The sequence below is a fragment of the Bradyrhizobium sp. ORS 375 genome (genome assembly GCF_000239775.1).
GTDB lineage: Bacteria > Pseudomonadota > Alphaproteobacteria > Rhizobiales > Xanthobacteraceae > Bradyrhizobium.
Genome location: NZ_CAFI01000007.1, coordinates 1 through 24986, shown reverse-complemented (window position 1 = coordinate 24986; position 24986 = coordinate 1). Strand labels below are relative to the sequence as shown.

At 65.8% G+C, this 24986-nt stretch carries 24 protein-coding genes; 13 read left to right on the top strand and 11 right to left on the bottom strand.

Annotation, left to right across the window (positions count from 1 at the left end):
• Positions 1–260: 260 nt before the first annotated feature.
• On the bottom strand, positions 261–491 hold the full coding sequence (locus BRAO375_RS00750; protein ID WP_009025528.1) for a hypothetical protein: 231 nt from the start codon (positions 489–491) through the stop codon (positions 261–263).
• A gap of 143 nt (positions 492–634) precedes the next feature.
• On the bottom strand, positions 635–1084 hold the full coding sequence (locus BRAO375_RS00745; RefSeq protein WP_009025527.1) for a hypothetical protein: 450 nt from the start codon (positions 1082–1084) through the stop codon (positions 635–637).
• 179 nt (positions 1085–1263) lie between these two features.
• On the opposite strand from BRAO375_RS00745, the gene BRAO375_RS00740 reads away from it, so the two are divergent.
• Complete coding sequence (locus BRAO375_RS00740; RefSeq protein WP_009025526.1) at positions 1264–2544, top strand: amidohydrolase family protein; 1281 nt, start codon at positions 1264–1266, stop codon at positions 2542–2544.
• Between the two features lie 9 nt (positions 2545–2553).
• On the opposite strand, the gene BRAO375_RS00735 is transcribed toward BRAO375_RS00740, so the two are convergent.
• Complete coding sequence (locus BRAO375_RS00735) at positions 2554–3792, bottom strand: aminotransferase-like domain-containing protein (RefSeq protein WP_009025525.1); 1239 nt, start codon at positions 3790–3792, stop codon at positions 2554–2556.
• A gap of 176 nt (positions 3793–3968) precedes the next feature.
• On the opposite strand from BRAO375_RS00735, the gene ribB reads away from it, so the two are divergent.
• The 3 genes from ribB (at position 3969) to BRAO375_RS00720 (ending at position 7428) form a co-directional block, all read left to right on the top strand.
• A complete protein-coding gene (gene ribB / locus BRAO375_RS00730; RefSeq protein WP_009025524.1) occupies positions 3969–5045 on the top strand; it encodes a 3,4-dihydroxy-2-butanone-4-phosphate synthase in 1077 nt (358 codons plus the stop codon).
• Positions 5046–5108: 63 nt separating this feature from the next.
• Positions 5109–6323: an acyl-CoA dehydrogenase gene (locus BRAO375_RS00725; protein WP_009025523.1), complete on the top strand. Its 1215-nt coding sequence runs from the start codon at positions 5109–5111 to the stop codon at positions 6321–6323.
• 190 nt (positions 6324–6513) lie between these two features.
• The gene (locus tag BRAO375_RS00720; protein ID WP_009025522.1) at positions 6514–7428 is read left to right on the top strand and encodes an MBL fold metallo-hydrolase; all 915 of its coding nucleotides are present in this window, start codon (positions 6514–6516) and stop codon (positions 7426–7428) included.
• Between the two features lie 70 nt (positions 7429–7498).
• Here the strand turns inward: BRAO375_RS00720 and BRAO375_RS00715 are convergent, their stop codons facing one another.
• From BRAO375_RS00715 to BRAO375_RS00705, 3 genes are all read right to left on the bottom strand, one after another.
• On the bottom strand, positions 7499–8377 hold the full coding sequence (locus BRAO375_RS00715) for a DUF1499 domain-containing protein (RefSeq protein WP_009025521.1): 879 nt from the start codon (positions 8375–8377) through the stop codon (positions 7499–7501).
• A gap of 233 nt (positions 8378–8610) precedes the next feature.
• The gene (locus BRAO375_RS00710; RefSeq protein ID WP_009025520.1) at positions 8611–9816 is read right to left on the bottom strand and encodes an ABC transporter substrate-binding protein; all 1206 of its coding nucleotides are present in this window, start codon (positions 9814–9816) and stop codon (positions 8611–8613) included.
• Between the two features lie 165 nt (positions 9817–9981).
• Positions 9982–11610, bottom strand: a complete 1629-nt coding sequence (locus BRAO375_RS00705) for a fatty-acid--CoA ligase (RefSeq protein ID WP_009025519.1) — start codon at positions 11608–11610, stop codon at positions 9982–9984.
• A gap of 128 nt (positions 11611–11738) precedes the next feature.
• On the opposite strand from BRAO375_RS00705, the gene BRAO375_RS00700 reads away from it, so the two are divergent.
• Positions 11739–12899 carry an extensin family protein gene (locus BRAO375_RS00700; protein ID WP_009025518.1) on the top strand — a complete coding sequence of 387 codons (1161 nt, stop codon included), beginning with the start codon at positions 11739–11741 and terminating at the stop codon, positions 12897–12899.
• A 185-nt stretch (positions 12900–13084) separates the two neighbouring features.
• On the opposite strand, the gene BRAO375_RS00695 is transcribed toward BRAO375_RS00700, so the two are convergent.
• Positions 13085–13762, bottom strand: coding sequence for a L,D-transpeptidase (locus BRAO375_RS00695; RefSeq protein WP_009025517.1), 678 nt, complete (start codon positions 13760–13762; stop codon positions 13085–13087).
• Positions 13763–14108: 346 nt separating this feature from the next.
• Here BRAO375_RS00695 and BRAO375_RS00690 point away from each other — a divergent pair, with 346 nt between their 5' ends.
• Both BRAO375_RS00690 and BRAO375_RS00685 read left to right on the top strand, forming a co-directional pair.
• Entirely contained in the window at positions 14109–15086 is a 978-nt protein-coding gene (locus BRAO375_RS00690) for a magnesium transporter CorA family protein (protein ID WP_009025516.1), read from the top strand.
• A 393-nt stretch (positions 15087–15479) separates the two neighbouring features.
• Positions 15480–15716: a hypothetical protein gene (locus tag BRAO375_RS00685; protein WP_035638223.1), complete on the top strand. Its 237-nt coding sequence runs from the start codon at positions 15480–15482 to the stop codon at positions 15714–15716.
• 434 nt (positions 15717–16150) lie between these two features.
• On the opposite strand, the gene BRAO375_RS00680 is transcribed toward BRAO375_RS00685, so the two are convergent.
• Together BRAO375_RS00680 and pdxH are read right to left on the bottom strand one after the other, a co-directional pair.
• Positions 16151–16903 (bottom strand): SDR family NAD(P)-dependent oxidoreductase, encoded by a 753-nt coding sequence (locus tag BRAO375_RS00680; RefSeq protein WP_035638230.1) that lies wholly within the window; start codon positions 16901–16903, stop codon positions 16151–16153.
• A gap of 137 nt (positions 16904–17040) precedes the next feature.
• Positions 17041–17691 (bottom strand): pyridoxamine 5'-phosphate oxidase, encoded by a 651-nt coding sequence (pdxH, locus tag BRAO375_RS00675; RefSeq protein WP_009025513.1) that lies wholly within the window; start codon positions 17689–17691, stop codon positions 17041–17043.
• A gap of 125 nt (positions 17692–17816) precedes the next feature.
• Here pdxH and BRAO375_RS00670 point away from each other — a divergent pair, with 125 nt between their 5' ends.
• Positions 17817–18221, top strand: a complete 405-nt coding sequence (locus BRAO375_RS00670; RefSeq protein ID WP_009025512.1) for an RT0821/Lpp0805 family surface protein — start codon at positions 17817–17819, stop codon at positions 18219–18221.
• Positions 18222–18332: 111 nt separating this feature from the next.
• Positions 18333–19295: a DnaJ C-terminal domain-containing protein gene (locus tag BRAO375_RS00665; protein ID WP_009025511.1), complete on the top strand. Its 963-nt coding sequence runs from the start codon at positions 18333–18335 to the stop codon at positions 19293–19295.
• 499 nt (positions 19296–19794) lie between these two features.
• Here BRAO375_RS00665 and BRAO375_RS00660 read toward each other — a convergent pair whose 3' ends face one another.
• Positions 19795–20568, bottom strand: a complete 774-nt coding sequence (locus BRAO375_RS00660; protein WP_009025510.1) for an anti-sigma factor family protein — start codon at positions 20566–20568, stop codon at positions 19795–19797.
• 100 nt (positions 20569–20668) lie between these two features.
• Positions 20669–21157 (bottom strand): sigma-70 family RNA polymerase sigma factor, encoded by a 489-nt coding sequence (locus BRAO375_RS00655; protein WP_009025509.1) that lies wholly within the window; start codon positions 21155–21157, stop codon positions 20669–20671.
• Between the two features lie 206 nt (positions 21158–21363).
• Here BRAO375_RS00655 and fabI point away from each other — a divergent pair, with 206 nt between their 5' ends.
• The 4 genes from fabI to BRAO375_RS00635 form a co-directional block, all read left to right on the top strand.
• Positions 21364–22197 (top strand): enoyl-ACP reductase FabI, encoded by an 834-nt coding sequence (fabI, locus tag BRAO375_RS00650; RefSeq protein WP_009025508.1) that lies wholly within the window; start codon positions 21364–21366, stop codon positions 22195–22197.
• A gap of 12 nt (positions 22198–22209) precedes the next feature.
• Complete coding sequence (locus BRAO375_RS00645; protein WP_009025507.1) at positions 22210–22809, top strand: histidine phosphatase family protein; 600 nt, start codon at positions 22210–22212, stop codon at positions 22807–22809.
• Positions 22810–23011: 202 nt separating this feature from the next.
• Positions 23012–24097, top strand: coding sequence for a chorismate synthase (aroC, locus tag BRAO375_RS00640; RefSeq protein ID WP_009025506.1), 1086 nt, complete (start codon positions 23012–23014; stop codon positions 24095–24097).
• Between the two features lie 63 nt (positions 24098–24160).
• Positions 24161–24986: adenylate/guanylate cyclase domain-containing protein (locus BRAO375_RS00635; RefSeq protein ID WP_035638220.1), on the top strand; the 826-nt coding region annotated here is incomplete at its 3' end.

Genomic DNA, 24986 nt, shown 5'->3' with positions numbered 1-24986 from the left:
GGTCGCCCTCAAGTGGCTGTTGGATCAGGATGGGGTGGCCGCCATTCCGAAGGCCGCGCGTCCGGAGAGCCAGCAGGCGAACTGGGACGCGATGAAGCTTCAACTGGATGATGAGGACCACGCGACCATCGCCGGGCTGCCCAAGGACAAACGCTTCGTGAACCCCGGCTTCGCGCCGGATTGGGATCGCTGACCACTCGCTCGGACTGATCGCAGAAAAATGGCCCCTCGCGGGGCCATTTCCATCTCTGCGCTGCAGATCAGTAGCGGTGCTTGATGATCACGGTGCGGTCGTGGTGACGGTGATAGGGCCGCCAGTCACGATGCATCCGGTACTCGGCGCGGGAGCGATCCCAGCCATGATGGCGTTCCCAACCGTGATGATAGTGATGGCCGCCGCGCTTGATCACCACCGTCTCGGCGTTGGCAATCGACGGCGCCGCGAGTGCGATGGCAGTCAGGGAAGCAAGGGCAAGAGCGATCTTCTTCATGTTGTCCTCCAGGCTGAATTGCGCGAGGTCAACTTGAAGTGTGACAGAACGTTCCGCAGGAACTTCTGCGAAGTTGCTGAATGCACGTTCAGATTTGGTGTTTGCCGCGCGTGGCAAGCTGCAGTGGAAGCCGCAGTGTATCGTCAGTCGCACTTCCGAAGCACCGGCGTCGGCTTGCCATTGGCGACGAAGCGGCCGTCGCGAATGGTGTAGCTGTCATCCTCGCCGCGATTGAACAACGAGCGGATGCTGCCGTCGGCCGTCCTGGTGATTCCGTTCTCCCGCGTCTGGCGCGCTTTGGGGAGCACGATCGACAGCACCAGGGTCTGGTCCGGCTCGATGCGCGCGTTTGCCACCGCGTTCACGTCGGACGGATCATGGTCGCGGCGATAGATCAGATTACCGTCCGGTGTGACCTCGTAGGAGATGATGGCGCCGCGGCCTTTCACCGGTGGTGCGCTGCAGTCGGCGGCCCAGGTCCCGATCAGGCCCCAGCCTCGAGCGATGTCGACGGTCTCGTCCGCGGCAGCGGCAGAGACGAACGCTGATGCGTAGAGCAGGATCGCGAGGAGAGGGCGGGAGATCGAGGGCATACGGTCTCGCAGAGCTGACTGCCGCGCCATCTTAATGCACTGCGTCAGGGGCGCAACGACGGACCTGAGCGCCGATGGTTGGCACAAAGTCTCATTCTTTCCCGGCCGGCCTTGCTGGCCCGGCGGTCAAGGCGCATGCTGGCGACAACTACAAACAAGGCTATTGGGGGAGGCCGAGCATGTCCGCGCTATCGCGCCGCAAATTCCTGTTGTCGTCCGGAGCTGCCGCAATGGCGGCCATCGCGGGTCCTGCTGGTGCCGCGATGGGGCCAGCTGACAAGTTCGACCTGGTGATCAAGGGCGGCGACGTCATCGATCCCAGCCAAGCCTTGCGCGGCAAGCGTGACATCGGCATCCGCTGGGGCGTCGTCGAAGCCATCGAGCTCGAAATTCCGGCGGAGAAGGCGCTGCGGTCGATCGACGCCGCCGGCCGGCTGGTGATGCCGGGTCTGATCGACCTCCACAGTCACGTCTACCCCTATGGCTCGGCGATCGGGATCCCGCCGGATGAGCTGGTCCAATTCCAGGGTACGACGACGGTCGTCTCGGCCGGCGACGCCGGCGTGAATAATCTCGCCGCGCTGCGTCGCTTCATCGTCGGCCAGTCGCGGGCGCGCATCTACGCGTTCGTGCACATCGCCAATAACGGCCTGTCGGCCTTCCCGGTCGCCGAGCTCTATAACATCGACAACGCGCAAGTGGACGCCTGCGCCATGGCGCTCGCCGAGAACCCGGATTTCCTGCTCGGCGTCAAGGTGCGGATGTCGGAGAACGTGATCTTCAAGCACGGTCTGGAGCCGTTGAAGCGCGGCATCAAGGCGTGCGAGCTCTGCGGCTGGCCGGCGCGGATGATGGTGCATATCGGCGGCGTCGAGACCGGCGAGCTGATGTCGCAGATCCTCGACCTGCTGCGGCCCGGTGATATCCTCACTCACGCCTATTCAGGCGCGCCGAACATCGGCGGCGCCTTCACCAACATCGTGCAGGACGGCAAGCTGCTGCCGGCGGCGCTTGCCGCCAAGCAGCGCGGCGTGCTGTTCGACGTCGGCCATGGCGGCGGCAGCTTCGACTACACCGTCGCGGAGGTGGCGATCCCGGGCGGCTGCAGCCCGGATACGATCTCCTCGGACATCCATGTGTTCTCGGGCAACACGCCGGGCATGCCGTTCCTGCCGAATGTCATGAGCAAGTTCCTGGCGATGGGATTTTCGCTGGATCAGGTCGTGAGCATGGCAACCTCGGCGCCGGCCAAGATCATCGGCCGGACGCCGAAGCTCGGCACGCTGCAGGTCGGCGCGCCGGCCGACCTCGCGATCGTGGATCTCGTCGAGGGGCCCGTCACGTTCGTCGATACGCGCGGCAACAAGCGGGACGGCAAGCTGCAGCTGAAGCCGATGCAGACCGTGATCAACGGCGTGCCGTTCGGGCGGCCGTATCAGTCGCCATTCTCGGTGCGGTGAGCCGCGCGGTCATTCGACCGCGCTGCTGCGCTCGACATTGGCGGAGCGCCGGGGCACGCCGAACTCCTCGCGGCAGACCTCGGCGAGCACCGCGATGCCCTCGCGGATCTCCTGATGCGAGGGGCTGGCGAAGCATAGCCGCAGACGGCTGCGCGCGTGCGCGGCGTCGGTCGACCATTCCGGACCCGGATTGATCGAGACGCCGCGCTTCAGCGCAGCCTGTGACAGCTTGATCGCGTCGACCTGGTCCGGCAGCTTGACCCAGAGGAAGATGCCGCCCTTCGGTGCTTCGAACTCGGCTGATGTCCCGAACTCGGCGTCGAGCGCCTCGATCAGCGTGTCCAGCTTGGCGCGAAGGCCTCGGACCAGCTGCGGCACGTGGGTCGCGAAATGCGGCTTGCAATATTCGGCCAGCACCATCTGCTCGAGCGCGCCGGAGCCGGCATCGGTCTTCAGCGCCAGCAGAACCGACATGATGCTCCATGGCGCGACCAGAAAGCCGACCCGCAGCGCCGGCGCGACCGATTTGGAGAACGAGCCGAGGTGGATCACGCCGCCATGGTCGGACATGCCGTGGATCGCGCGCGGGCGCTTGCCGTCCCAGATCAGGTCGGCGTAGCAATCGTCCTCGAACACCGGCACGCCATAGGCTCGGGACAGCCACAACAGCTCGGCGCGCCGGTTCTCGGGCAAGATGGTGCCGGTCGGGTTCTGGACGGTCGGGATGGTATAGATATATTTCGGCCGGATGCCCCGATCCTTGAGATCGGCCAGCACCGTCGCCAGCACATCCGTTCGCATGCCGTCCCGGTCGAGCGGAATGCCGATCGGCTTGACTCCGATCCGTGCCAGCCGTGTCAGCGTGCCCTGGTAATTGTCCTGCTCGACCAGCACGCAGTCGCCCGGCGCGAGCAGGGCCTGGTTGACGAGGTCCAGCCCCTGCAGCGAGCCGGAGAGGATCATGATGTCGTCGGCGCGCGCCGACATTCCGGCATCACGGGTCAGCTTGGCGGCAAGGAAGTCCCGCAACGGCCGATAACCCTGCGGCCCGTGAGCCAGGCCGTAGGTCGCGAGCGCGCGGCCTTCGCGGGCGAGCACGGCGTCCGCGGCCGCACGCAGATCGTCGACCGGCACGGCGTCGGCATCGTTGTTGCCTCCGACGAAGCTGTATCTGGCCAATCCCGTCCACCGTGCGGCTGGCGCGGGCAGCCCGGGGCCGAGGAGCGGTGCAAAATCGAATGCGGCCATGAGGCGCGGCTCCCTTGTTCTGGATTTGACGCGACTTTAAACAGATACCAGGGCGCTTGTCCTCGCGGGACAGGCTCTTTTCCGGGGAAGGCGACCTTTCCGACGGCGGTTCCGCTGCTCTGGCGCGCGCGCGCGATCCCGGTTAAAGCAGCCCCGGAAAAGCAGCGAGACTTGCAATGGCCGACTCGATCCAGGAAGTTCTGCACGCCTTCGCCAAGGGCGAGATGGTCGTCGTGACCGACGATGACGATCGCGAGGGGGAAGGCGATCTGATCGTCGCTGCCTCGCTCTGCACGCCGGATAAGATGGCGTTCATCATCCGCCACACCTCCGGCATCGTCTGCGCGCCCATCACGGCCGACGACGCGCGGCGGCTGCGGCTCGACCCGATGGTCGCGCACAATGATTCCAACCACACCACGGCGTTCACGGTCTCGATCGACTACAAGCCGGACGGCGGCACCGGCATCTCCGCCGAGGAGCGCGCCTCCTGCTGTCGTGCGCTCGCCAATCCCAATGCGGGGGCGAATGATTTCGCGCGACCCGGCCATATCTTCCCGCTGATCGCGCGCGATGGCGGCGTGCTGCTGCGCTCGGGCCATACCGAGGCGGCCGTCGATCTCTGCAAGCTCTCGGGGCTGCCGCCGGTCGGCGTCATCTCGGAGTTGATGAACGACGACGGCACGGTGATGAAGGGCGAGCAGGTCGTCCGCTTCGCCGCCGCCCACAATCTCAGGCACGTCACGATCGCCGACCTGATCTCCTACCGGCAGGCGCGCGAGAAGCTGATCGAGCGCGTGTCGACCTTCACGACCGAGAGCCCGATCGGGCCGCTGCAGGGCTTCGCCTATCGCTCGCCGTTCGATCCGATCACCCACGCCGCATTCGTCTACAACGGTATCGGCGACGGCAGGAACGTGCTGACGCGATTGCACAAGCCCAACATCGTGAAGGATCTGATTGCGGGTCCGCAGCGTATTCAAGCGGTGCTGCAGCACTTCAAGCAGGCCGGCCGCGGTGTGCTGATCTATCTGCGCGACGGCGCGGCCGGCGTTCCGGTCGAGCCGGTCGCGGAGCCGCATACCGCGGAGGCCGATCGCCATCGTCAGTGGCGCGAGGTCGGCGTCGGTGCGCAGATCCTGCGAGATCTTGGCGTGACGTCGATCCGGAACCTGACGTCATCGGCCCATGACTACAAGGGCCTGTCGGGGTTCGGCATCGAGATCGTCGCCAACGAGCGGCTTGAAGGCTGAACTCCCAGGATTTAACCTCTAGAGGCTGCGACCAGTGCGCAGCGAGACGCGAAAGGACCATTCATGAGCGCGCGCCCTCAGGCAAAGGACAAGCCGGCCCAGTCGAGCTTCCAGTGGGACGATCCCTTCCTGCTGGACGAGCAGCTGACCGAAGACGAGCGCATGGTGCGTGACACCGCGCGCGCCTATGCCCAGGACAAGCTGCTGCCGCGCGTGACCAAGGCCTATCTCGAGGAGAAGACCGACCGCGAGATCTTCAACGAGATGGGCGAGCTCGGCCTGATCGGCATCACGCTCCCCGAGGAATATGGCTGCGCCAATGCGAGCTACGTCGCCTACGGCCTCGTCGCGCGCGAGATCGAGCGCGTCGATTCCGGCTATCGCTCGATGAACTCGGTGCAGTCCTCGCTGGTGATGTATCCGATCTACGCCTATGGCGACGAGAACCAGCGCAAGAAGTACCTGCCGAAGCTCGCCAGCGGCGAGTGGGTCGGCTGTTTCGGCCTGACCGAGCCGGACGCCGGCTCCGATCCCGCCGGCATGAAGACCCGTGCGGAAAAGGTTGCCGACGGCTATCGCCTGACCGGCAGCAAGATGTGGATCTCGAATGCGCCGATCGCCGACGTGTTCGTGGTGTGGGCCAAGTCGGCCGCGCATGACAACCAGATCCGCGGCTTCATCCTCGAGAAGGGCATGAAGGGCCTGTCGGCGCCGAAGATCGGCGGCAAGCTCTCCCTTCGCGCCTCGATCACCGGCGAGGTGGTGATGGACGGCGTCGTGGTGCCGGAAGATGCGCTGCTGCCCAACGTCTCAGGTCTGAAGGGCCCGTTCGGCTGCCTGAACCGCGCCCGTTATGGCATCTCCTGGGGCGTGCTCGGCGCTGCCGAGGACTGCATGCAACGCGCCCGCCAGTACACGCTGGACCGCAAGCAGTTCGGCCGTCCCCTTGCCGCCACCCAGCTGGTGCAGAAGAAGCTCGCCGACATGGAGACCGAGATCGCGCTCGGCCTGCAGGCCTCGCTGCGCGTCGGTCGTCTCATGGACGAGGGCAAGATGGCGCCGGAGATGATCTCGATCGTCAAGCGCAACAATTGCGGCAAGGCGCTGGACATTGCGCGCGTGTCGCGTGACATGCACGGCGGCAACGGCATCCAGATCGAGTACCAGGTGATGCGCCACGTCTCCAACCTCGAGACGGTCAACACCTATGAAGGCACGCACGACGTCCACGCCCTGATCCTCGGCCGCGCGATCACGGGCATTCAGGCGTTCTTCTAGTCCGTCGGATCGTTCTCGGGGACGGGCCTTGAGTCCTCAACTGCCATCGTCCGCGAAGGCGGACGATCCAGTACGCCGAGACGACTGTGATCAGCCGAGATGCCACGGAGTACTGGATGCCCCGCCTGCGCGGGGCATGACGGCGGAGGAAGCAGGCCATTCACGTGCCTGTGGAAAGTAAGGGCAGCAGATGGCCGAGGACGACGTTCCGTTCAACCGCAACTTCCCGCTGGCTGCGGGCGTCGTCGACGAGGTGCGCCCGGACATTCGCCGTGTCCTCTGCAACAATCCCAGCCCGTTCACCTTCACCGGCACCGTCAGCTACATCATCGGCCGCGGCAACGTTGCAATCATCGATCCCGGTCCGGACAACGAGGCGCACGCGCAGGCGCTGTTGGACGCGGTGCGCGGCGAGACCGTGACGCACATCCTGGTCACGCACACCCACCGCGACCACTCGCCGAACACCGGCCGACTGAAAGCCGCGACCGGCGCGACCGTCTATGCCGAAGGCCCGCATCGCGCGTCGCGCCCGCGTTACGAGAGCGAAAAGCACAGCCCGGAATCCGGTGTCGACCGCGACTTCGCGCCCGATGTCGCCGTGGCTGACGGCGACGTCATCGAGGGGCAGGGCTGGCGGCTGCAGGCCGTCGCGACGCCGGGTCATACCGCCAACCATCTCGCCTTCGCCTGGGGCGAGCGCAGCACGACCTTCGTCGGCGACCACGTGATGGGCTGGGCGACCTCGATCGTCGCGCCGCCGGATGGCTCGATGGTCGACTACATGGCGTCGCTGGAGCGGCTCGCCGCGCGCCCTGAGGAGCTGTATCTCTCAGGCCATGGCCCCGAGATTACCGAGGGCCCGCGCTATACGCGCTTCCTGATGCGTCATCGTCAGGCGCGGGAGGCCTCGATCCTGCACCGCCTCGCCAAGGGCGAGGCCGATATCCCGACCATGGTGCGCGCGATCTATATCGGCATCGATCCGCGGCTCACTACGGCCGCCGGCTATTCCGTGCTGGCGCATCTGGAAGACCTCGTCGCCCGCGGCATCGTGGCGACGGAGGGCGATCCGGTGATCGGCGGCACCTACCGGCTGGCGTAGCGACGCGGGAGCAGCGAAGTGGCGGGACACATCGCGGAAGGGGCGCGGTGGAAACCGGTTCGTCCCGGTCCTACTTCTTCACAGTCTTCGCGTTCGCATTGCCCTTCGCCACGGGCGGCGGTGTGACCTTCTTCACCGGCTTCTGGGCTTCGGCTTCGGTCGCGTTCGACAGGTCCTCGAGCAGCTTGTTGACGCGCGCGGCGTTGCTGCCGAGATCGGAGTCGAAATAGGGCGAGGCGGAATAGCGCGAGGCGGAGCGGACGTCGATCCGGGACTCGTCGCCGTCCGGCTTGATGCGGATCGAGATGTCCTCGCGGAAGCCCATGATCGGCGTCCGCGCCACGGCCTCGATGCGGCCCTCGCGGCGCGGCGGCTGCGGCGCCCGCTCGTCGACCACGAACCATTTGCGGCGGTTGACCAGCTTCAGCGCGACGGCATAGGCGCGATCCGGCGGCAGCTCGACCTGCACCGGCTCGATGTCCGGATAGAATGTCCGCTGCTGCTCCCACGAATACAGGCCAGCATAGGCCGCGGTGTTGGTGCCGTCGCCATTGCGCAGCGGCGCCAGCGCCTCGAAGCGCGGTGGATCGACCGGATCGGTGGTAATGTCGTAGATCTTGGGGAGCTTGCGGTTCTGGAGCGCGAGATAGCCAGGATAGGCCAGCACGACGGCGTCGATCATGAAGGCGAGCAGGACCCGGCTCATGCCGCGGCTGCCATTGTGCCAGATCGCGACGAAGGCGGCGAGCCCGAGCAGGATCGACAGCACGGCGAGCCCGAGCGCGCCGAAAAAAGTCGCCAGCGCCGGCTTCATCTCCAGGAAGTCGAAGCGCAGGATCAGGATCGAAACCAGCACGGCGACGACCGAGAATACCGCCAGATTGCGGGTCCAGGTCGCCAGGCTGGAGGTCGGCTCCGACAGATAGGGGGCGTGAAACCTGCGAGCCATCGTGTCAGGAACTGCCGGGGTTGGGCGGCCCCGGGAGCCGGGGCGGATGATCTCGCTTGAGACCATGAGCCCCGGCCAAATTCAAGCGGAGTCTGCGCCTTGGTCCCGCGCCGTGGCCAGTCACGCCGGCCGTGGCGCGGTTTCGTCGATTGTGCGCCCGTGCCGGGGCTCCGAGACCGCCGCAGCGGGCTGCGGGCGAGGTCGAAACCTGACCGCAGCCGCAGCGTGTGGCTTCAGTGCCCGTGCGCCAGCGGACAGGCGGAGTCGGCGAGCTTGCCGAACGCTTCCTCGCCCGACATGGTCTGGACCACCTTGTAGTAGTCCCACGGGTACTTCGATTCCTCCGGCTTCTTGACCTGCATGATGTACATCTCGTGCTCCATCAGGCCGTCGGCGCGGATCTTGCCGTCGGGCGTGAACATGTCGTTGATCTTCATCTTGCGCAGCTGGTCCATGACCTTGTCGGACTCGGTGGTGCCGGCCGCCTTGACGGCGTTGAGATAGGTCAGCGTCGCCGAGTAGTAGGCGGCCTGGTTCATGGTCGGCTCGCGCTTGGTCTTCTCGTAATAGCGCTTGGCGAAGGCGCGGGTTTTGTCGTTGAGATCCCAATACCAGCCGGTGGTCAAATAGAGCCCCTGGGCGGTCTTCAGGCCGAGACTGTGGATGTCGCTGATGAAGGCCAGCAGCGCGGCAGGCTTCATCGTCTTGGCGATGCCGAATTCATCGGCGGCCTTGATCGAGTTGGTGAAGTCATTGCCGGCATTGGCAAGTCCCAGAACCTGCGCGCCCGAGCTCTGCGCCTGCAGCAGATAGCTGGAGAAGTCGGAGGTGGACAGCGGCACACGCACTGCGCCGACAACCTTGCCGCCATTGGCCTCGACCACCTTCGACGCCGCCTCCTGCAGCTGGGTGCCGAAGGCGTAGTCCGCGGTCAGGAAGAACCAGCTCTTGCCGCCCTGGCTGACTATGGTCTTGGCGGTGCCGTTGGCGAGCGAGGTGGTGTCGTAGGCGTAGTGGACGGTGTAGGGCGTGCAGTCCTTGCCGGTGAGCGAGGCGCCCGCCGCGCCGATCGCGATGAACGGGATCTTCTTCTCCTTCGCGGCATTGGCCATCGCGAGGCTGACGCCGGTGTTGGAGCCGCCGAGGATCATGGTGACGCCGTCGCGATCGGCCCATTCGCGAAACTTCTGGGCGCCGACATCGGGCTTGTTCTGATGGTCGGTCTCCATGAACTCGATCTTGTTGCCGAGCACGCTGCCGCCGAAATCCTCGATCGCCATCTTGGCAGCCTCGACCCCGCCCGGGCCGATCACGTCGGCATACAGCCCCGACATGTCGTCGATGTCGCCGATCACGACCTTGTTGCCGGCGGCGTGAGCGGCTGTGGCGACGAGTGAGGCTCCTAACAGCCAGGGCAGCAGACGCGTTGGATATCGCATGGTGGCGTTCCCTCGTTTTTTTGGTGGCGAACCTTAGGAACGAGCCGGTCGGGTTTCCTATTCGCCTATGGTCGAGACCGCGGCGCTGGAACTTTTTGCCGGGAACGCAAACGGCCCCTGCGGGGGCGCAGGGGCCGTGGATCACGCGCAGAGCGGGAGTGGCTGTTACGCCGCCGCGTTGGGGAAGCGATAGGCTTTGAACTGCTCGCGCAGCGCCGTCTTGAGGATCTTGCCGGTCGCGGTGTGCGGAATGCCGTCGACGAAGGCGACGTCATCGGGCATCCACCACTTCGCGATCTTGCCTTCCATGAACTTCAGGATGTCCTCGCGGGTCGCCGTCTGACCCTGCTTGAGCTGAACGATCAGCAGCGGCCGCTCATCCCACTTCGGATGATAGACGCCGATCACGGCTGCTTCCGCAACGGCGGGATGACCGACCGCGAGGTTCTCCAGATCGATCGACGAGATCCACTCACCGCCCGACTTGATGACATCCTTGGAGCGGTCGGTGATGCGCATGAAGCCGTGGGCATCGACGGTTGCGACGTCGCCGGTGTCGAAGAAGCCTTCCTCGTCGAGGATCTTGTTGTCGACCTTGTAGTACGCCTTCGACACGGCGGGACCGGACACCTTGAGGCGGCCGAAGGTCTTGCCGTCCCACGGCAGCTTGGCGCCGGCATCATCGGTGATCTTCATCTCGACGCCGAACGGCGGGAAGCCCTGGGTCTGCAGGATGTCGAGCTTGGCGTCGCCCTCGGCGGCGAGGAAGGGAGGCTTCAGGGTGGCGAGCGTGCCGATCGGGCTCATCTCGGTCATGCCCCAGGCGTGGCGCACGCCGATGCCCATGTCGAGGAACGCCTGGATCATCGAGCGCGGCATCGCCGAGCCGCCGCACACCACCATCTTCAGATGCGGCAGCGTGAGCTTGTGCGCTTGCATGTGCTGCAGCAGCATCAGCCAGACCGTCGGCACGCCGGCGGTGTAGGTCACTTTCTCGGTGTCGAGCAGCTCATAGACCGAGGCGCCGTCGAGCTTGGGGCCGGGCATCACCAGCTTGGTACCCATCGAGGGCGCGGAGAATGCGATGCCCCAGCTGTTGGCATGGAACAGCGGGACCACCGGAAGCATTGTGTCTGCCGCTGATGTTCCCAGCGAGTCGCGGTTGTTGGCCATCAACGCATGCAGCACGTTGGAGCGATGCGAATACAGCACACCCTTGGGATCGCCCGTGGTGCCGGACGTGTAGCACATCGCCGCGGCGGTGTTCTCGTCGAACGTGCCCCAGGCGAAATCGCCGTCGGCCTCGCCGATCCACGATTCGTAGGCCATCGCGTTCTTCAGCGTGGTCTGCGGCATGTGCGCCGCGTCGGTCAGCACCACGTACCGCTCGACGCTCGGCAGCTTGTCGGCGAGCTTCTCGAGCAGCGGCACGAAGGTGAGATCGGTGATGACGATCCGGTCCTGGGCGTGGTTGATGATCCAGCCGATCTGCTCGGGGAAGAGGCGCGGATTGACCGTGTGACAGATCGCGCCGATTCCCATAATGCCGTACCAGACCTCGAGATGGCGGCCGGTATTCCAGGCAATGGTGGCGACGCGGTCGCCGAGCTTGATGCCGTCGCGGGTCAGTCGCTGGGAGACCTTGAGGGCGCGGTCGTGGATTTGCCGATAGGTGGTGCGAACGATGGGACCTTCGACCGAGCGGGTCACGACCTCCTGGGAGCCGTGAATTGTCGCTGCATGCTCGATGATCCGGTGGCAAAGCAGGGGCCAGTCTTGCATCAAACCAAGCATCAGGTCGTTCCTCCGGGTGGTATTCGCTTTTCGACAGCGAGGGTCTTTTGGTCGGTTTCGTGAGTTTTAGCGCGCGCCGCAGCGGGCGCAAATGGCCTTGTGACGGCCACGGCGTCGCGCCGGGCTCGATGGTTAGCGCGGCCGTGGCGGCGCTCGCCTTGAGCTGGGTCATGACCGTCCCACCGGCAGCCGCGCGGTCGCGGGACGCTGGCCATGGCCATGAGCACAGCGGGCCAGCGCCGGCGGTGCGGCCAGGGTCTCCGCTGGCCGCCGTGCCGCTGCCGCGGCCGCGTCCGGAGACGGCGCCGCAGTCCGTCTCCCGCGAGCAGGCCAAAGAGACCGCGAAAGACGGCGCCAAGGACGAAGGTCCGGAGCAGGCCAAAGACGGCGTGACCAAGGATGGCGCAAAGGAGGCGAAGACGCCGCCGGCGCCGCAGATCTCGGCCTGCCGCATGGCGCTCACCGAGGACATCGCGATCGCGCCCTCGATCCCGCCGATCAAGGGGCCGGGCGCCTGCGGCGGCGACGATCTGGTGCGGCTGGAGGCGGTGGTGTTGCCGGACAAGCGGCGCGTGGCGCTGACGCCGGCGGCGACGATGCGCTGCACGATGGCCACCGCGGTCGCCAATTGGGTGCGTGGCGATCTGGCGCCGCTTGCGGCACGCCTCGGCAGCCCGATCGCGGCGCTCGACAATTATGATTCGTACCAGTGCCGCGGCCGCAACAACATCGCCGGCGCGCAGATGTCGGAGCACGGCCGCGCCAATGCGCTCGACGTGCGCGGCTTCAAGCTGGCCGATGGCCGCATGATCGAGCTGACCGATCGCACCCAGCCGCGCGATCTGCGCGAGGCGGTGCTGCATTCGGTCTGCACGCAGTTTGCGACCGTGCTGGGCCCGGACAGCGACTGGTATCACGAGGATCATATTCACCTGGATCTCGCCGAGCGGCGCAGCAACTACCGCATCTGCCAGTGGGACGTGCTCGATCCCCTGCCGAAGATCGCGCCCTTGATGCCGGCGATGCGTCCGGACGAGGCGCCGCCGCGCGAGACGGCGGAGGCCGACGATGAGGACAAGGCGGGTAAGGCAGGCAAGGGGGGCAAGGGCGCGGGGCGTCCGGGGGCAGGGCACGCCGCGGACACGGGAGCGCCACATGCTGCGCCGGCCGAGCCTGATTCTGGTGACGCCGACGCCGAGGCCGACGAGACGGAGCCGGCCACGCCGCCGCCGACACCGCAGCCAGCGCCGGCCAAGAGCAGCAAGAAGAAGCACAGAACGAGGTCTTGAGCCGGACCGACAGACGGCCGCGTGAGCCGGACCTGAACGTCTCCGCTCGCGCGTGCGCGGATCACGATGGCTGCTGCCAGGCCCGCGCTGCCCCGACCAAAACAAAAAAGGCGCCGAATGACCGGCGCCTTTGGAGAAGGTGATAAACGCGTTTCTCGGCTTTTGATTCCGTTGGCCGCGGACGCTTATTGCATCGCCGCGTAAGTGCCGCCGCCCAGGGCCATCTGCGGCTTGTAGGGCGAATCGCCCTTCTTCGGATCCAGCACGACGACGATGGTGCCGACCTTGACCCGGTTGTAGAGGTCGATCGCATCCTCATTGGTCAGACGGATACAGCCCGACGAAATCGAGGCGCCGATATATTCCGGCTGGTTGGTGCCGTGGATGCGGAACAGCGTGTCCTTGCCGTTGGCATAGAGGTACATCGCGCGCGAGCCCATCGGATTGTCCGGACCCGCCGCCACGAAGGTCGGCACGCCCAGGCGCTCGATCTCGCTCTTGGTCGGGTGCCAGGCCGGCCACTCGGTCATGGCGCCGACCTTGGCGATGCCCGACCAAGCCATCGCCTCTTCGCCGACGGTGATGCCGTAGCGAATCGCCTTGCCGCCATCGAGCACGTAATAGAGGTAGTGGCTGTCGGAATCGACGACGATCGAGCCCGGCGCCTCCTTGCGATGATACTCGACGATGGCACGCCGGAAGGGCTCGGCCACGGGCGTGTTGGTGTAGCGGATCTTGGCGAGAAGCTCCTTGTCCTTCGGCTTGAAGGCCTGGGCGTTGGTCGCCTCATAGGTCGTGGCCTGCATGCAGCCCGACAGCATCAGGCCGGCGGCCAGGAGTCCGAGTTTCACCTTCAGCGACATGTCACCAATTTCCAATTGACAGCTGACGTTGCAATGGTACGGCCGCGCCACTGCAGCGCGATTCCACGTGTCCCATTATCGTCAAAATCGATCCCGATTCCAGCCGATACACGCACAAGTCACGCTGCAGCGCCCTCATTGTTGCTTTTTTGCCGCAAAATTTCGACCCATCATCCACAGCTGTGGTTCAAAGGGCACGGTTCAGCGCCTCGCGGCGTTGAAGACGGAGTGAAGGGCCGCCGGCATGAAAAGCCGATGGACCCTGCCGGCAAGCTGCGTCACAAGGCGGCAGCATCCCGCCGCTAAGCCCCCCGAAACCACCTTTCGCGATTCGGAGTCCCTGTTCATGTTCTCGGTGTTCGTCCCGTCCGAGTCCTCGCTCAAAAAGGCGGCCGTCACCGATCCCGCAGCCCTGCCGGACAATGCGGTCTGGGTCGACCTGGTCAACCCGAGCAACGCCGAGGATCGGGCTGTCGAACAGCTCGCCGGGATCGCGGTGCCGACGCGCGAGGACATGCAGGAGATCGAGATCTCCAGCCGGCTCTACATCGAGAACGGCGCCCGCTACATGACGGCGACCTTGATGTGCCACTCGGACACCGACATGCCCCGCACGACGGCGGTGACGTTCATCCTCGCCGGTCACCGCCTGGTCACCGTGCGCTACGACCAGCCGCGGCCGTTCGCGGTGGTCGAGGCCAAGCTCGCCCGCAGCTGCGCGCCGGGCATCACCGGCGAGATGGTGCTGATGGAGCTGCTCGATGCGGTGATCGATCGTTGCGCCGACATCCTGGAGAAGGTCGGCGCCGACATCGACCAGGTCAGCCACGAGATCTTCGAGCCCAACAACGAGCGGCACGGCCACGCCAAGCAGTATTCGCAGATCCTGATCGCAATCGGCCGGAAGGGCGATCTGACCTCGAAGGTCCGCGAGAGCCTGGTTTCGATCGGCCGTCTCGTGACCTTCCTGTCGGCGGTGGTCGAAGGCGTGAAATGGTCGAAGGACATGCGCGAGCAACTCAAGACCATGCAGCGTGACGTCGCCTCGCTGACCGATCACGCCTCCTATCTCGCCAGCAAGATCACCTTCGTGCTCGATGCGATGCTCGGCGTCGTCAATCTCGAGCAGAACAACATCATCAAGCTGTTCTCCGTCATGGCTGTCGTGCTGATGCCGCCCACGCTGATCGCGTCGATCTACGGCATGAACTTCAAGTTCATGCCGGAGCTCGAATGGACGCATGGCTATCCGATGGCGCTCGTCCTGATGCTGATTGCTGCGATCGTTCCGTACTACATCTTCAAGCTGAAGAAGTGGCTGTAGCCGAGCTGCATTGAACCGGCGGCTGCGCTGGTCTGGCGTCGATGCGAGAACGCCGGTATTCGCTGCGATGCGCTGGGCCAAGCCTCACGCGGGCGAGCTTGCTAGCAGCCGCAGGCATGTTCGTTCATCGAAAACCTGGTCGCTGGTATGTCGTTATGCACTTCAGTCGACACAGCAGATGCATGCCTGAAATGACTTATTAGGTCCGCCGCAGGGCCGCTGCAAAGGCGCCTCAATTCCTCAGGTAAAATTTGACGGGAACACTGAACGTTTGATCGAAACTTCTCTGCGATAACTCAGCTCGTGAGCATGACGAAAAGCAGGCGCATCGGCGCATGGCATGCAAGGCGAAGCTGGAGGCGCGTTGACCGCGCCCGGGGCCAAGAGGCGGCAATGGTTGAGAAACGCATAACGGCATCGAACAACGTGGTCGATCTCGCCAGCTATCAGCGTGGCCGGGCCGACATCGTCGTGGCCCATGCGCTGTCGCCGCGAACCTGCAGCTATTGCGGCGCCGAGCTCGACGACGACGAGCGCGAGGATGACTGCTCCAGCGCCCTCAACGTCGAATCCGCCCGCCTGCGCTGGCGCGCCGCGCAGATCCTGCGCGGCCTGGTGTGCGAAGGCTGAACCGGCGTTCTTGTTGAACGCTCACAATGCTCGAATTCTGCCCGGCTGCCTGCATCACCCAAGCTGTCGTCCCGGCGAACGCCGGGACCCATAGCCACAGGCCGTAGTAGCGGCCCAAGCCGGCCGTGACTAAGCCCTTCGTTCCCCACATCTGCTGAGGCGTACGGGCCCCGGCGTTCGCCGGGACAACAGCGGAGTGCGCGGAGAGCGCCGTGGCAGTCAGCTGACGTGGTGTGGATAAAGCGAAGACCTGACCCGAAACCACAGCCTTACGTCGCTCCTCGTTCAGCACATTGGCCGCCTTCACTTGCATGACCGCGCCAATCTCTGCAGACGGCGTTAACTGCGGCTTGGCGAGTAGCCCGTGACTCGTCGAACCGCGCAAGTCGGTGTGAACCAATCTGCGGAGGCGAACCGGTCTCCCGCTGCTGCCTTCACACGTGCTGGCCGCCGTTGATGTGGATCTCGGCGCCGTTCACGTAGGAGCTGGTCTCCGTGCACAGCACGTAGATGATCTTCGCGACCTCGTCGGGGGTGCCGAGCCGCTGCATCGGGATCTGCTCCTGCACGATCTTCTCGGTGCCCGGGGACAGGATCGAGGTGTCGATCTCGCCCGGCGCGATCGAGTTGACGCGCACGCCGACGCGGCCGAAATCCGAGGCCATTTCCCGGGTCAGCGCGGCGAGCGCCGCCTTGGAGGTCGCATAGGCGGCGCCCGCGAACGGATGCACGCGCGAGCCGGCGATCGAGGTGACGTTGACGACCGATCCCTTGGCCGCCTTCAGCTCCTTGATCAGGCCGCGCGCCATCATGATCGGCGCGAAGAAGTTGACGCGGAAGACCTGATTCCAGGTGTCGAGATCGGTATCGACAGTGCCGAGCCGCGCGCCGCCCGATCCCTTCGGCGAGATCGCGGCGTTGTTGACCAGCGCATGCAACTCGCCGCTATCCATGCGCTGCTTGATCTCCTCGATCGCGCGCAGCGTATCCTGGGGATCGGCGAGGTCGACCTGGATGTGATCCTCAGGGCCTGCGCCCCAGGGGCACTCCTCCGGGAAGGGATGCCGCGAGCAGGTGATGACGCGCCAGCCGGCCGAGGAGAACCGGATCACGGTGGCATGACCGATGCCGCGGCTGGCGCCGGTCAGCAGCATCGTGCGCCGCGGCTGGTTGGAGGAGGTCGGCATGATGAGATATTTCTCCCGATCCACGAGGGATCAGCTTACCACAAGGGTTGCATGTTCGGTGCGCGTTTCCTGCGCACCGATGTCGAACGCTGTCGAGCGATAGTCCACGATGAGGCCCAACAGAGCCTCGCCGTCGCTTACGGATACATCCGCACCTTTGCCCACGGCTGCCCGGCGGCGTCGCGGCGGAATTCGATGCGATCGTGCAGCCGGAAGGGCCGGTCGTGCCAGAACTCCATGCGAACGGGCGTGATGCGCCAGCCGCTCCAGCCCGGCGGCCGCGGCACCTCGCCGATGATGTATTGCGCGGCGACCTTGGCGATTGCCTGCTCGAAGGCGAAGCGGCTCTCCAGCGGCTGCGACTGCTTGCTGGCCCAGGCGCCGAGCTGCGCCTGCTTCGGCCGGCTCGCGAAATAGGCGTCGGCTTCCTCGTCGGTCACCGGCGTCACCAGGCCGCGGATGCGCACCTGCCGGCGCAGCGACTTCCAGTGAAACAGCAGCGCGGCCTTCGGATTGGCGGCGAGCTCCTGGCCCTTCTGGCTGGCCTTGTGGCTGTAGAACACGAAGCCGTCCGCGTCATAGCCCTTCATCAGCACCATGCGCACATCCGGCAACCCGTCCGCGTCGACGGTCGAGAGCGCCATCGCATTCGGATCGTTCGGCTCGCTCTTGGTGGCCTCCGCGAACCACTCGGCAAACAGCGCAAACGGCTCGCCGGCCTGGGTAAAATCAGCCGATGTACCGGATGTTAAGGTTGTCTGGTGTTTGATGCTCGTGGGGTCGGTCATGTGTATGGGGAGTCCGAGTTTTGCGTTCACCCGCGGCCAAGCGCGTGCAAGTCGAGTCTGGTCCGGCCCTATATAGGGCATCGGTCCGGCTTGGCCTATCCGCGATCGGTCATGCCGGCACCGCTTTGACACTCATTCTAATCGGCCTGTCGGGCGGCGGCTGCAGCCTGTCGCGTCCCGAGACGGCGTTCGCCAAGATGGAGGACGCGGAGATCACCGGCACGGTCAGCCCGGCGCCCGAACGCGAGCCCACCGAGGCCGATCTGGCTTTCGCCCGAAACGCCGCCTCCGACGTGCTGACGAAGGGCACCAAGGATTCCAGCCAGCCCTGGCAGAACCCGCAGACCGGCGCCCGCGGCTCGGTGACCCCGATCGCCAAGACGTATACCGGCGAGAATGGCCGCATGTGCCGGGATTTCCTGGCGAGCTACGTCAACGGCAAGACCGAACGGTGGCTGCAGGGGTCGGCCTGCCGGATCGAGCGGGGACGCTGGGACATCCAGACGCTCAAACCCTGGCAGCAAAGCTAGCGGGATCGCTCCGAACCCGTTGCAAAAATACAACGGACTCCCCAGATGAAATGCAAAGCGGGCGGGGAGCCCATAGGTTAGTATCTGACTTTCTGTAAGGAGACGTGACGGATGCGCGACCCCTATGAGGTCTTGGGGGTGCCGCGAAGCGCCAGCGCTGCGGCCATCAAGAGCGCCTATCGCAAGCTCGCCAAGAAGCATCATCCCGACAGCAACAAGGATGACCCGAAGGCATCGGCCAGGTTCGCCGAGATCAATTCGGCCAACGAGATCCTGGGCGACGAGGAGAAGCGGAAGCAGTTCGATCGCGGGGAGATCGATGCCGACGGCAAGCCGCGCTTCCAGGGCTTTCCTGGCGGCGGCGCCGGAAGGGGCGGTCCCGGCGGCGGCTTCGAGAACTACACCTTCCGCAGCGGCGGCGGGCCTGGTGGCGGCTTCGGCGGCGGTGGCGGCTTTGAGGACATTCTCAACAGCATGTTCGGCGGCTCGGCCCGTGGCGGCCGCGGCGGCGGCAGCCCGTTCGAGTTCGACACCGGCGGCGTCGGCGTCGATCTCGACCTGAAGGTTGCGATGTCGGTGACGCTCGAGGAGTCCGTGAAAGGCGGCGAGAAGCGCGTGCGCCTGCCCTCGGGCAAGGAGCTCAACGTCAAGGTTCCGCCCGGCGTGACCGCCGGCCAGCAGATCCGGCTGAAAGGGCAGGGCGAGAGCGCGCCGGGACATCGGCCCGGCGACCTGCTGATCACCATCCAGATCGCGCCGCATCCGTTCTTCAAGGTCGAGGGCAGCGACGTCAGGCTCGATCTGCCGATCACGCTGTACGAAGCGGTGCTCGGCGCCAAGGTGCGCGCGCCGACGCTCGGCAGCGCGGTCGAGCTGTCGATCCCGAAGAACACGTCGAGCGGCCGCACCTTCCGGCTGAAGGGCAAGGGCCTGCCCAAGAGCGACGGCTCGGCCGGCGATCTGTTCATCACGACGAAGATCGTGCTGCCCGACGGCAACGACGCCGAGCTCGAAGCGCTGATGACCAAATGGCGCGACAAGCACCCGTACAATCCGCGCAGCAACCTGTCGTAACGAACGACCCTGCCGGCTGTTAGCTCCGTCATGCCCGGGCTTGTCCCGGGCATCCACGCCTATCCCAGGGTGCGGGCCGACGTGGATGGCCGGGACAAGCCCGGCCATGACGAAGACCGGCGAGCCGATTTTCGATCATTAATGCAGTCCATCCTGCTGGATGGACAAAACCTGGCGAGACTTCGGAAAAAAGTGCGGCCTCGAAAGGGGGACCAGCGCGGTACAAAACCCCGATCGAGGCCGCTTCCGTGTCGATCGGCGGATCGAACACTCGTCATTTTTTCGTGAGTATTTGGTGCGATATTGAGACGCGCCGGTGCCATGATTCCAGATTTTCGGTGACGGAATTGCGGCGTCCACCTTGGCGTGTGCCCGGCTGATGTCGAGCGTGCGGCGCGATACGCCGATGCCTGGTTTGCGGGCGCCTGGCAACCGCTTCTGCGGATGGCGGGATTCGCCAGGCCGCACATCGCGGCCGCCATCGAAGCGTGATGTGGCGCTAGCCGCCCCCGCGTTCGGACTGGTCATAAACAAGGCGCGCAACCTGTGTGAGACGCGTCCGGTCGCTGCTGCCGCTGACGACGTAGCTGACGCCGCGGTCCGCCCAGGACAGCGCGGAGGTATTGCCCTGCGCCGTGTAGCGCATCTGCGCCGCCTCGATCCCCACCTTGGTCGCGTACACGGTGAAGCGCTCGCCCGAGGCGCTCTCGTACATCAGGAACGAGGCCGGTCCGGTCGGTCCCGGCAGCAGGCGGCCGCCGACGAGCTTCAGCCCTGTGGTCTCGAGCTCCGGCGCCTGCACGGTGCGGCCGCAGCGGCGCGTCAGCCATTGCTGCAGATGGGCCTTCTCCTCGCCGGGAACCTCGACGGGATGCCGCACCTCGACGACGTAGAGCCGATGCGCATCGAGCGCCTCGCCGGTCAGGCTCTGCAGCAGGGAGGGTGATGTCGCGGCGCCATGCGCGATCCAGCCGACTGCGCCGCCGACCGCAAACGCAACGACGCTCGCCGCCATCGCGCCGATGATCCAGCGCCTGGGACGACGATCGAGCCGGTCGAGATCCAGCCGCGATGGCACCGGTTCATTGACGACCGAATCATAACGGGCATGCAGGGCCTCGGCCATGCTGCGCCACGATTCGACCCGCTCGGCCTCGGCCGGATGCGTCGCGAGCCAGCGCTCGACATCGCTGCGGCGCTCCGCCGGCAGCTCATTGTCGACATAGGCGTGAAGCTCGTCCTCGGTGACGGGAATGGTCGGCTCGGTCATCATCTGGGTCTCGTTGCAGTCGAGCGGCCGCGCATCGGCGCGGTCGTCCCTGCCGTGGTCAGGCGAGCGCGGCAGCACGGTTTTTGTGCGGTCGATCGTCGGGTCATTTCACTCTCCTCAGCGCCGGGCGCTCGCCTTCGAGCACGGCGCGGACATGGGCGCGGGCGCGGGCGAGCCGCGACATCACCGTTCCGATCGGGACACCCTGGATGTCGGCGACCTCGCGGTAGCTCATGCCCTCGAGCACCACGAGCAGCAGCACGGCACGTTGCTCCTCCACCAGAGCGGCGAGTGCGCGTTCGATATCGCGGCCTTCGGCCTCGGTGCCGCTGGCGTCGGGATTGTCGTCCTGCAGCGGCATGAAGTGCGGCCGCCGCGCCAGCGACCGCCGCCGGTTCTTATTCAGATTGGTCAGGATCGTGTACAGCCAACTCCGGATATCTCCGCCGAGGAACAGCCGCTCCGAGCGCAGCGCCCGCACCAGCGTGTCCTGGACCAGATCGTCGGCCGCATCCAGGTCGCGCGCCAGGGCGCGGGCATAGCGGCGCAGTGCCGGGATCATGGCCTCGACGCTCTGGCGAAACGCGCTCATGGGCTGTCCTGCGGCCGTGCCCTTCTGTCCCGAAGGCGCGGGCCGCAACCGCGCCTTGCAGAGACCATAACCCCGTGATCACAGACCTATTCCGCCCCCGGAAAACCCGGCCTGGAGTTTGCCACAGAGCGGGCGGAATGGGGCTGTACCGGGCCAGACCGGTGGTGTACGTCCAGTCCTTAATAATCGGTTCGATGGGAAGCCGCATGGCGCAGATTTCAGGTTTGATGCAGGGCAAGCGCGGGGTCGTCCTCGGCGTGGCCAACAACCGCTCGATCGCCTGGGGCATCGCCAAGGCCGCGCGCGCGGCCGGCGCGGAGATCGCATTGACCTACCAGGGCGACGCGCTGAAGAAGCGGGTGGAGCCGCTGGCCGCCGAGCTCGGCGGCCTTGTCCTCGGCCATTGCGACGTGACTGATCCCGCGACCATCGACGCGGTGTTCGACGTGCTCTCGGAGAAGTGGGGCAAGATCGATTTCGTGGTCCACGCCATCGCCTTCTCCGACAAGGACCAGCTCGATGGCCGCTACATCGAGACCACGCAGGACAATTTCTCCAAGAGCATGCTGATCAGCTGCTACTCGCTGACCGCGATCGCGCAGCGCGCAGAGAAGCTGATGACCGACGGCGGCTCGATCATCACCTTGACCTATTACGGCGCCGAGAAGTGGATGCCGCACTACAACGTGATGGGCGTCGCCAAGGCCGCGCTGGAAGCCAGCGTCCGCTACCTCGCCGCCGACCTCGGCGAGAAGAACATCCGCGTCAACGCGATCTCGGCCGGTCCGATCAAGACGCTGGCTGCGTCGGGCATCGGCGATTTCCGCTATATCCTGAAGTGGAACGAGTACAACGCGCCGCTGCGCCGGACCGTGACCATCGAGGAGGTCGGCGACAGCGCGCTGTATCTCTTGTCCGACCTGTCGCGCGGCGTCACAGGCGAGGTGCATCACGTCGATTCCGGCTATCACGTCGTCGGCATGAAGCGGCCGGAGGCGCCCGACATCTCGCTCAGCAATTCCGTCGGCGCCAAGGACTAACGCAGCGCGCCAATGCCCCGGCCTACGATCTACTACATCCGCCACGGCGAGACGGAATGGAATGCGCTCGGTCGGCTGCAGGGCACGCAGGACATCCCGCTGAACGCGCGCGGGCGCGAGCAGGCGGTTCAGGCCGGTACCATCCTCGGTGAGCTGGTCGGACGCAACGGCCATGCCGTGACGCGCCTGCCTTACGTCGCGAGCCCGTTGATCCGCGCCCGCGCCACGATGGAGTTGGTACGCCAGACCCTGAAGCTGCCGGTGGCCGACTACGGCCTCGACATGCGGCTGCGCGAGATCGGCTACGGCAAGTGGGAAGGCGCGACCTTGCCGGAGATGCAGGCCGCCGATCCCGTGTTCTACGCCAAGCGCCTGACCGAGAAATGGACGCTGGCGCCGGAGGGCGGCGAGACCTATGCCGATGTCGAAAGCCGGGTGCGCGACTGGTATGATGGGCTGACCGGCGATATCGTGGCGGTCGCCCATGGCGGCACCGCACGCGCGCTGATGGTCGCGCTCGGCTTCGCCACGCCGAGCCATGCCGTCGACCTGCCGATCCAGCAGGGCGCGGTGTATGTGTTCGGCGAGAACGGGTTCGAGAAGTTCAGCTGATCGCTGGCCTCGTCATTCCGGGGCAGCCCGCAGGGCTGAACCCGGAATCTCGAGATGAGTCCGACAAGCTCCAGATTCCGGGTTCGATGCTGCGCATCGCCCCGGAATGACGGCGGCCTTGGTTTGACCCCCTGCGCCTGCCGGGATACCACGTTGACAATCAACGTAGGCGTTCACAGTCCACCTCGGCGGCTCGCACCTCATGTCCTTCAACACCTTCGGCCACATGTTCCGCGTCACCACCTTCGGCGAGAGCCATGGCGTGGCCATCGGCTGCGTGGTCGACGGCTGTCCGCCGCGCATCCCGCTCGAAGCCGCGGAGATCCAGACCGATCTCGACCGCCGCCGGCCCGGCCAGTCGCGCTTCACCACGCAGCGCCAGGAGCCGGACCAGGCGAAGATCCTCTCCGGCGTCATGGCCGATCCCGACACCGGAGCGCAGGTCACCACTGGCACGCCGATCGCGCTTCTGATCGAGAACACCGACCAGCGCTCGAAGGACTATTCCGAGATCAAGGACAAGTTCCGCCCCGGCCATGCCGACTTCACCTATGAGGCCAAATACGGCCTGCGCGATTATCGCGGCGGCGGCCGCTCGTCGGCCCGCGAGACTGCCACCCGCGTCGCGGCCGGTGCGATCGCACGCAAAGTCATCGCCGGCGTGAAGGTCCGCGGCGCATTGGTGCAGATGGGCCCGCATAAGATCGACCGCGAGAAGTGGGACTGGGACGAGATCGCGCGCAACCCGTTCTTCTGCCCGGACAAGGACAAGGCGGCGTTCTTCGAGGACTATCTCGACGGCATCCGAAAGTCCGGCTCGTCGATCGGCGCGGTGCTGGAGATCATCGCCGAAGGCGTGCCGGCTGGATTGGGCGCGCCGCTTTACGGCAAGCTCGATGCCGATCTCGCGGCGGCCATGATGAGCATCAACGCGGTGAAGGGCGTCGAGATCGGCGCCGGCTTCAGTGCGGCTGAGCTCACCGGCGAGGAGAATGCCGACGAGATGCGCTCGGCGAATGACGGCACACGTTTCCTCTCCAACAACGCCGGCGGCATCCTCGGCGGCATCGCCACCGGGCAGCCGATCGTGGTGCGCTTCGCGGTCAAGCCGACCTCGTCGATCCTGACGCCACGCCAGACCGTGGATCGCGCCGGCCATGAGACGGAGATCCTGACCAAGGGCCGTCACGATCCCTGCGTCGGCATCCGCGCCGTGCCGGTGGGCGAGGCGATGATGGCCTGCGTGCTCGCCGATCATCTGCTGCGCCATCGCGGCCAGGTCGGTTAGGCGTTGGGATAGCATTCGGCGCCCCGTGTTTGCTGTTGTCACGCGGCTCGCCTAAGGTCGGCCATGGACATCTCCAAGCTGCAGGACATCAAGGAGTGGCTGGTCGACGGCGCGCGCTCCGCGACGACGCCGAGCGAGATGATGGCCGACTGCTGCACGCGATTGCTGGAGCTCGGCATCCCGCTGTGGCGTGTCGGCGTGTTCGTCCGCACCCTGCATCCGGACATCGCCGGCCGCAGCTTCATCTGGCGCCAGGGAGGCGAGGTCGAGATGGGCGCGGTCGATTTCGGCTTCGAGAGCACGCCAGTTTACAAGGACAGTCCGCTTGCGCGCGTGTTCGAGCAGGGGGCCGAGTTCAGGGCCGATCCGCGCGGTTCCGAAGCTGAGCGGTTTCCGATCCTGATGGATCTGCGCGCCGAAGGCGTCACCGACTACGTGACTCTGCCTTTGACCTTCATCGACCGTGCGGTCCACGCCTCGAGCTGGACCACCAAATCTCCCGAGGGCTTCAGCGACGCGGATCTGAACGCGATCCGCTCGCTGATGCCGGCGCTGGCGCGCTACACCGAGATCGTCACGCTGCGGCGGACGGCCTCGATGCTGCTCGATACTTATGTCGGCAACAGCGCCGGCGAGCGCATTCTGGGCGGCCAGATCCGCCGCGGCCACACCGACAGCATGGATGCGGCGATCTGGCTGTCCGATCTGCGCGGCTTCACGCCGTTGTCCGATCGCCTGCCGGCTGAGGACGTGGTCGAGATCCTCAACCACTATTTCGACTGCCAGGTGGAGCCGATCCGCGAGCAAGGCGGCGAGGTTCTGAAGTTCATGGGCGACGGCCTGCTCGCCGTGTTCCCCTTTCGCGAGCGGGGCGGCGATCCGGCCGAGG

Bases quoted from the DNA above. Each gene is read 5' to 3' on its own strand.
- BRAO375_RS00720 (WP_009025522.1), top strand. From the start codon at position 6,514: ATGGCCGAGGACGACGTTCCGTTCAACCGCAACTTCCCGCTGGCTGCG.
- fabI (WP_009025508.1), top strand. From the start codon at position 21,364: ATGGCGCAGATTTCAGGTTTGATGCAGGGCAAGCGCGGGGTCGTCCTC.
- aroC (WP_009025506.1), top strand. From the start codon at position 23,012: ATGTCCTTCAACACCTTCGGCCACATGTTCCGCGTCACCACCTTCGGC.
- BRAO375_RS00660 (WP_009025510.1), bottom strand. From the start codon at position 20,568: ATGATGACCGAGCCGACCATTCCCGTCACCGAGGACGAGCTTCACGCC.
- BRAO375_RS00750 (WP_009025528.1), bottom strand. From the start codon at position 491: ATGAAGAAGATCGCTCTTGCCCTTGCTTCCCTGACTGCCATCGCACTC.
- BRAO375_RS00740 (WP_009025526.1), top strand. From the start codon at position 1,264: ATGTCCGCGCTATCGCGCCGCAAATTCCTGTTGTCGTCCGGAGCTGCC.
- BRAO375_RS00680 (WP_035638230.1), bottom strand. From the start codon at position 16,903: ATGCCGACCTCCTCCAACCAGCCGCGGCGCACGATGCTGCTGACCGGC.
- BRAO375_RS00665 (WP_009025511.1), top strand. From the start codon at position 18,333: ATGCGCGACCCCTATGAGGTCTTGGGGGTGCCGCGAAGCGCCAGCGCT.
- BRAO375_RS00715 (WP_009025521.1), bottom strand. From the start codon at position 8,377: ATGGCTCGCAGGTTTCACGCCCCCTATCTGTCGGAGCCGACCTCCAGC.
- BRAO375_RS00645 (WP_009025507.1), top strand. From the start codon at position 22,210: ATGCCCCGGCCTACGATCTACTACATCCGCCACGGCGAGACGGAATGG.
- ribB (WP_009025524.1), top strand. From the start codon at position 3,969: ATGGCCGACTCGATCCAGGAAGTTCTGCACGCCTTCGCCAAGGGCGAG.
- BRAO375_RS00655 (WP_009025509.1), bottom strand. From the start codon at position 21,157: ATGAGCGCGTTTCGCCAGAGCGTCGAGGCCATGATCCCGGCACTGCGC.
- BRAO375_RS00725 (WP_009025523.1), top strand. From the start codon at position 5,109: ATGAGCGCGCGCCCTCAGGCAAAGGACAAGCCGGCCCAGTCGAGCTTC.
- BRAO375_RS00735 (WP_009025525.1), bottom strand. From the start codon at position 3,792: ATGGCCGCATTCGATTTTGCACCGCTCCTCGGCCCCGGGCTGCCCGCG.
- pdxH (WP_009025513.1), bottom strand. From the start codon at position 17,691: ATGACCGACCCCACGAGCATCAAACACCAGACAACCTTAACATCCGGT.
- BRAO375_RS00695 (WP_009025517.1), bottom strand. From the start codon at position 13,762: ATGTCGCTGAAGGTGAAACTCGGACTCCTGGCCGCCGGCCTGATGCTG.
- BRAO375_RS00710 (WP_009025520.1), bottom strand. From the start codon at position 9,816: ATGCGATATCCAACGCGTCTGCTGCCCTGGCTGTTAGGAGCCTCACTC.
- BRAO375_RS00685 (WP_035638223.1), top strand. From the start codon at position 15,480: ATGGTTGAGAAACGCATAACGGCATCGAACAACGTGGTCGATCTCGCC.
- BRAO375_RS00705 (WP_009025519.1), bottom strand. From the start codon at position 11,610: ATGCTTGGTTTGATGCAAGACTGGCCCCTGCTTTGCCACCGGATCATC.
- BRAO375_RS00690 (WP_009025516.1), top strand. From the start codon at position 14,109: ATGTTCTCGGTGTTCGTCCCGTCCGAGTCCTCGCTCAAAAAGGCGGCC.
- BRAO375_RS00745 (WP_009025527.1), bottom strand. From the start codon at position 1,084: ATGCCCTCGATCTCCCGCCCTCTCCTCGCGATCCTGCTCTACGCATCA.
- BRAO375_RS00700 (WP_009025518.1), top strand. From the start codon at position 11,739: ATGGTTAGCGCGGCCGTGGCGGCGCTCGCCTTGAGCTGGGTCATGACC.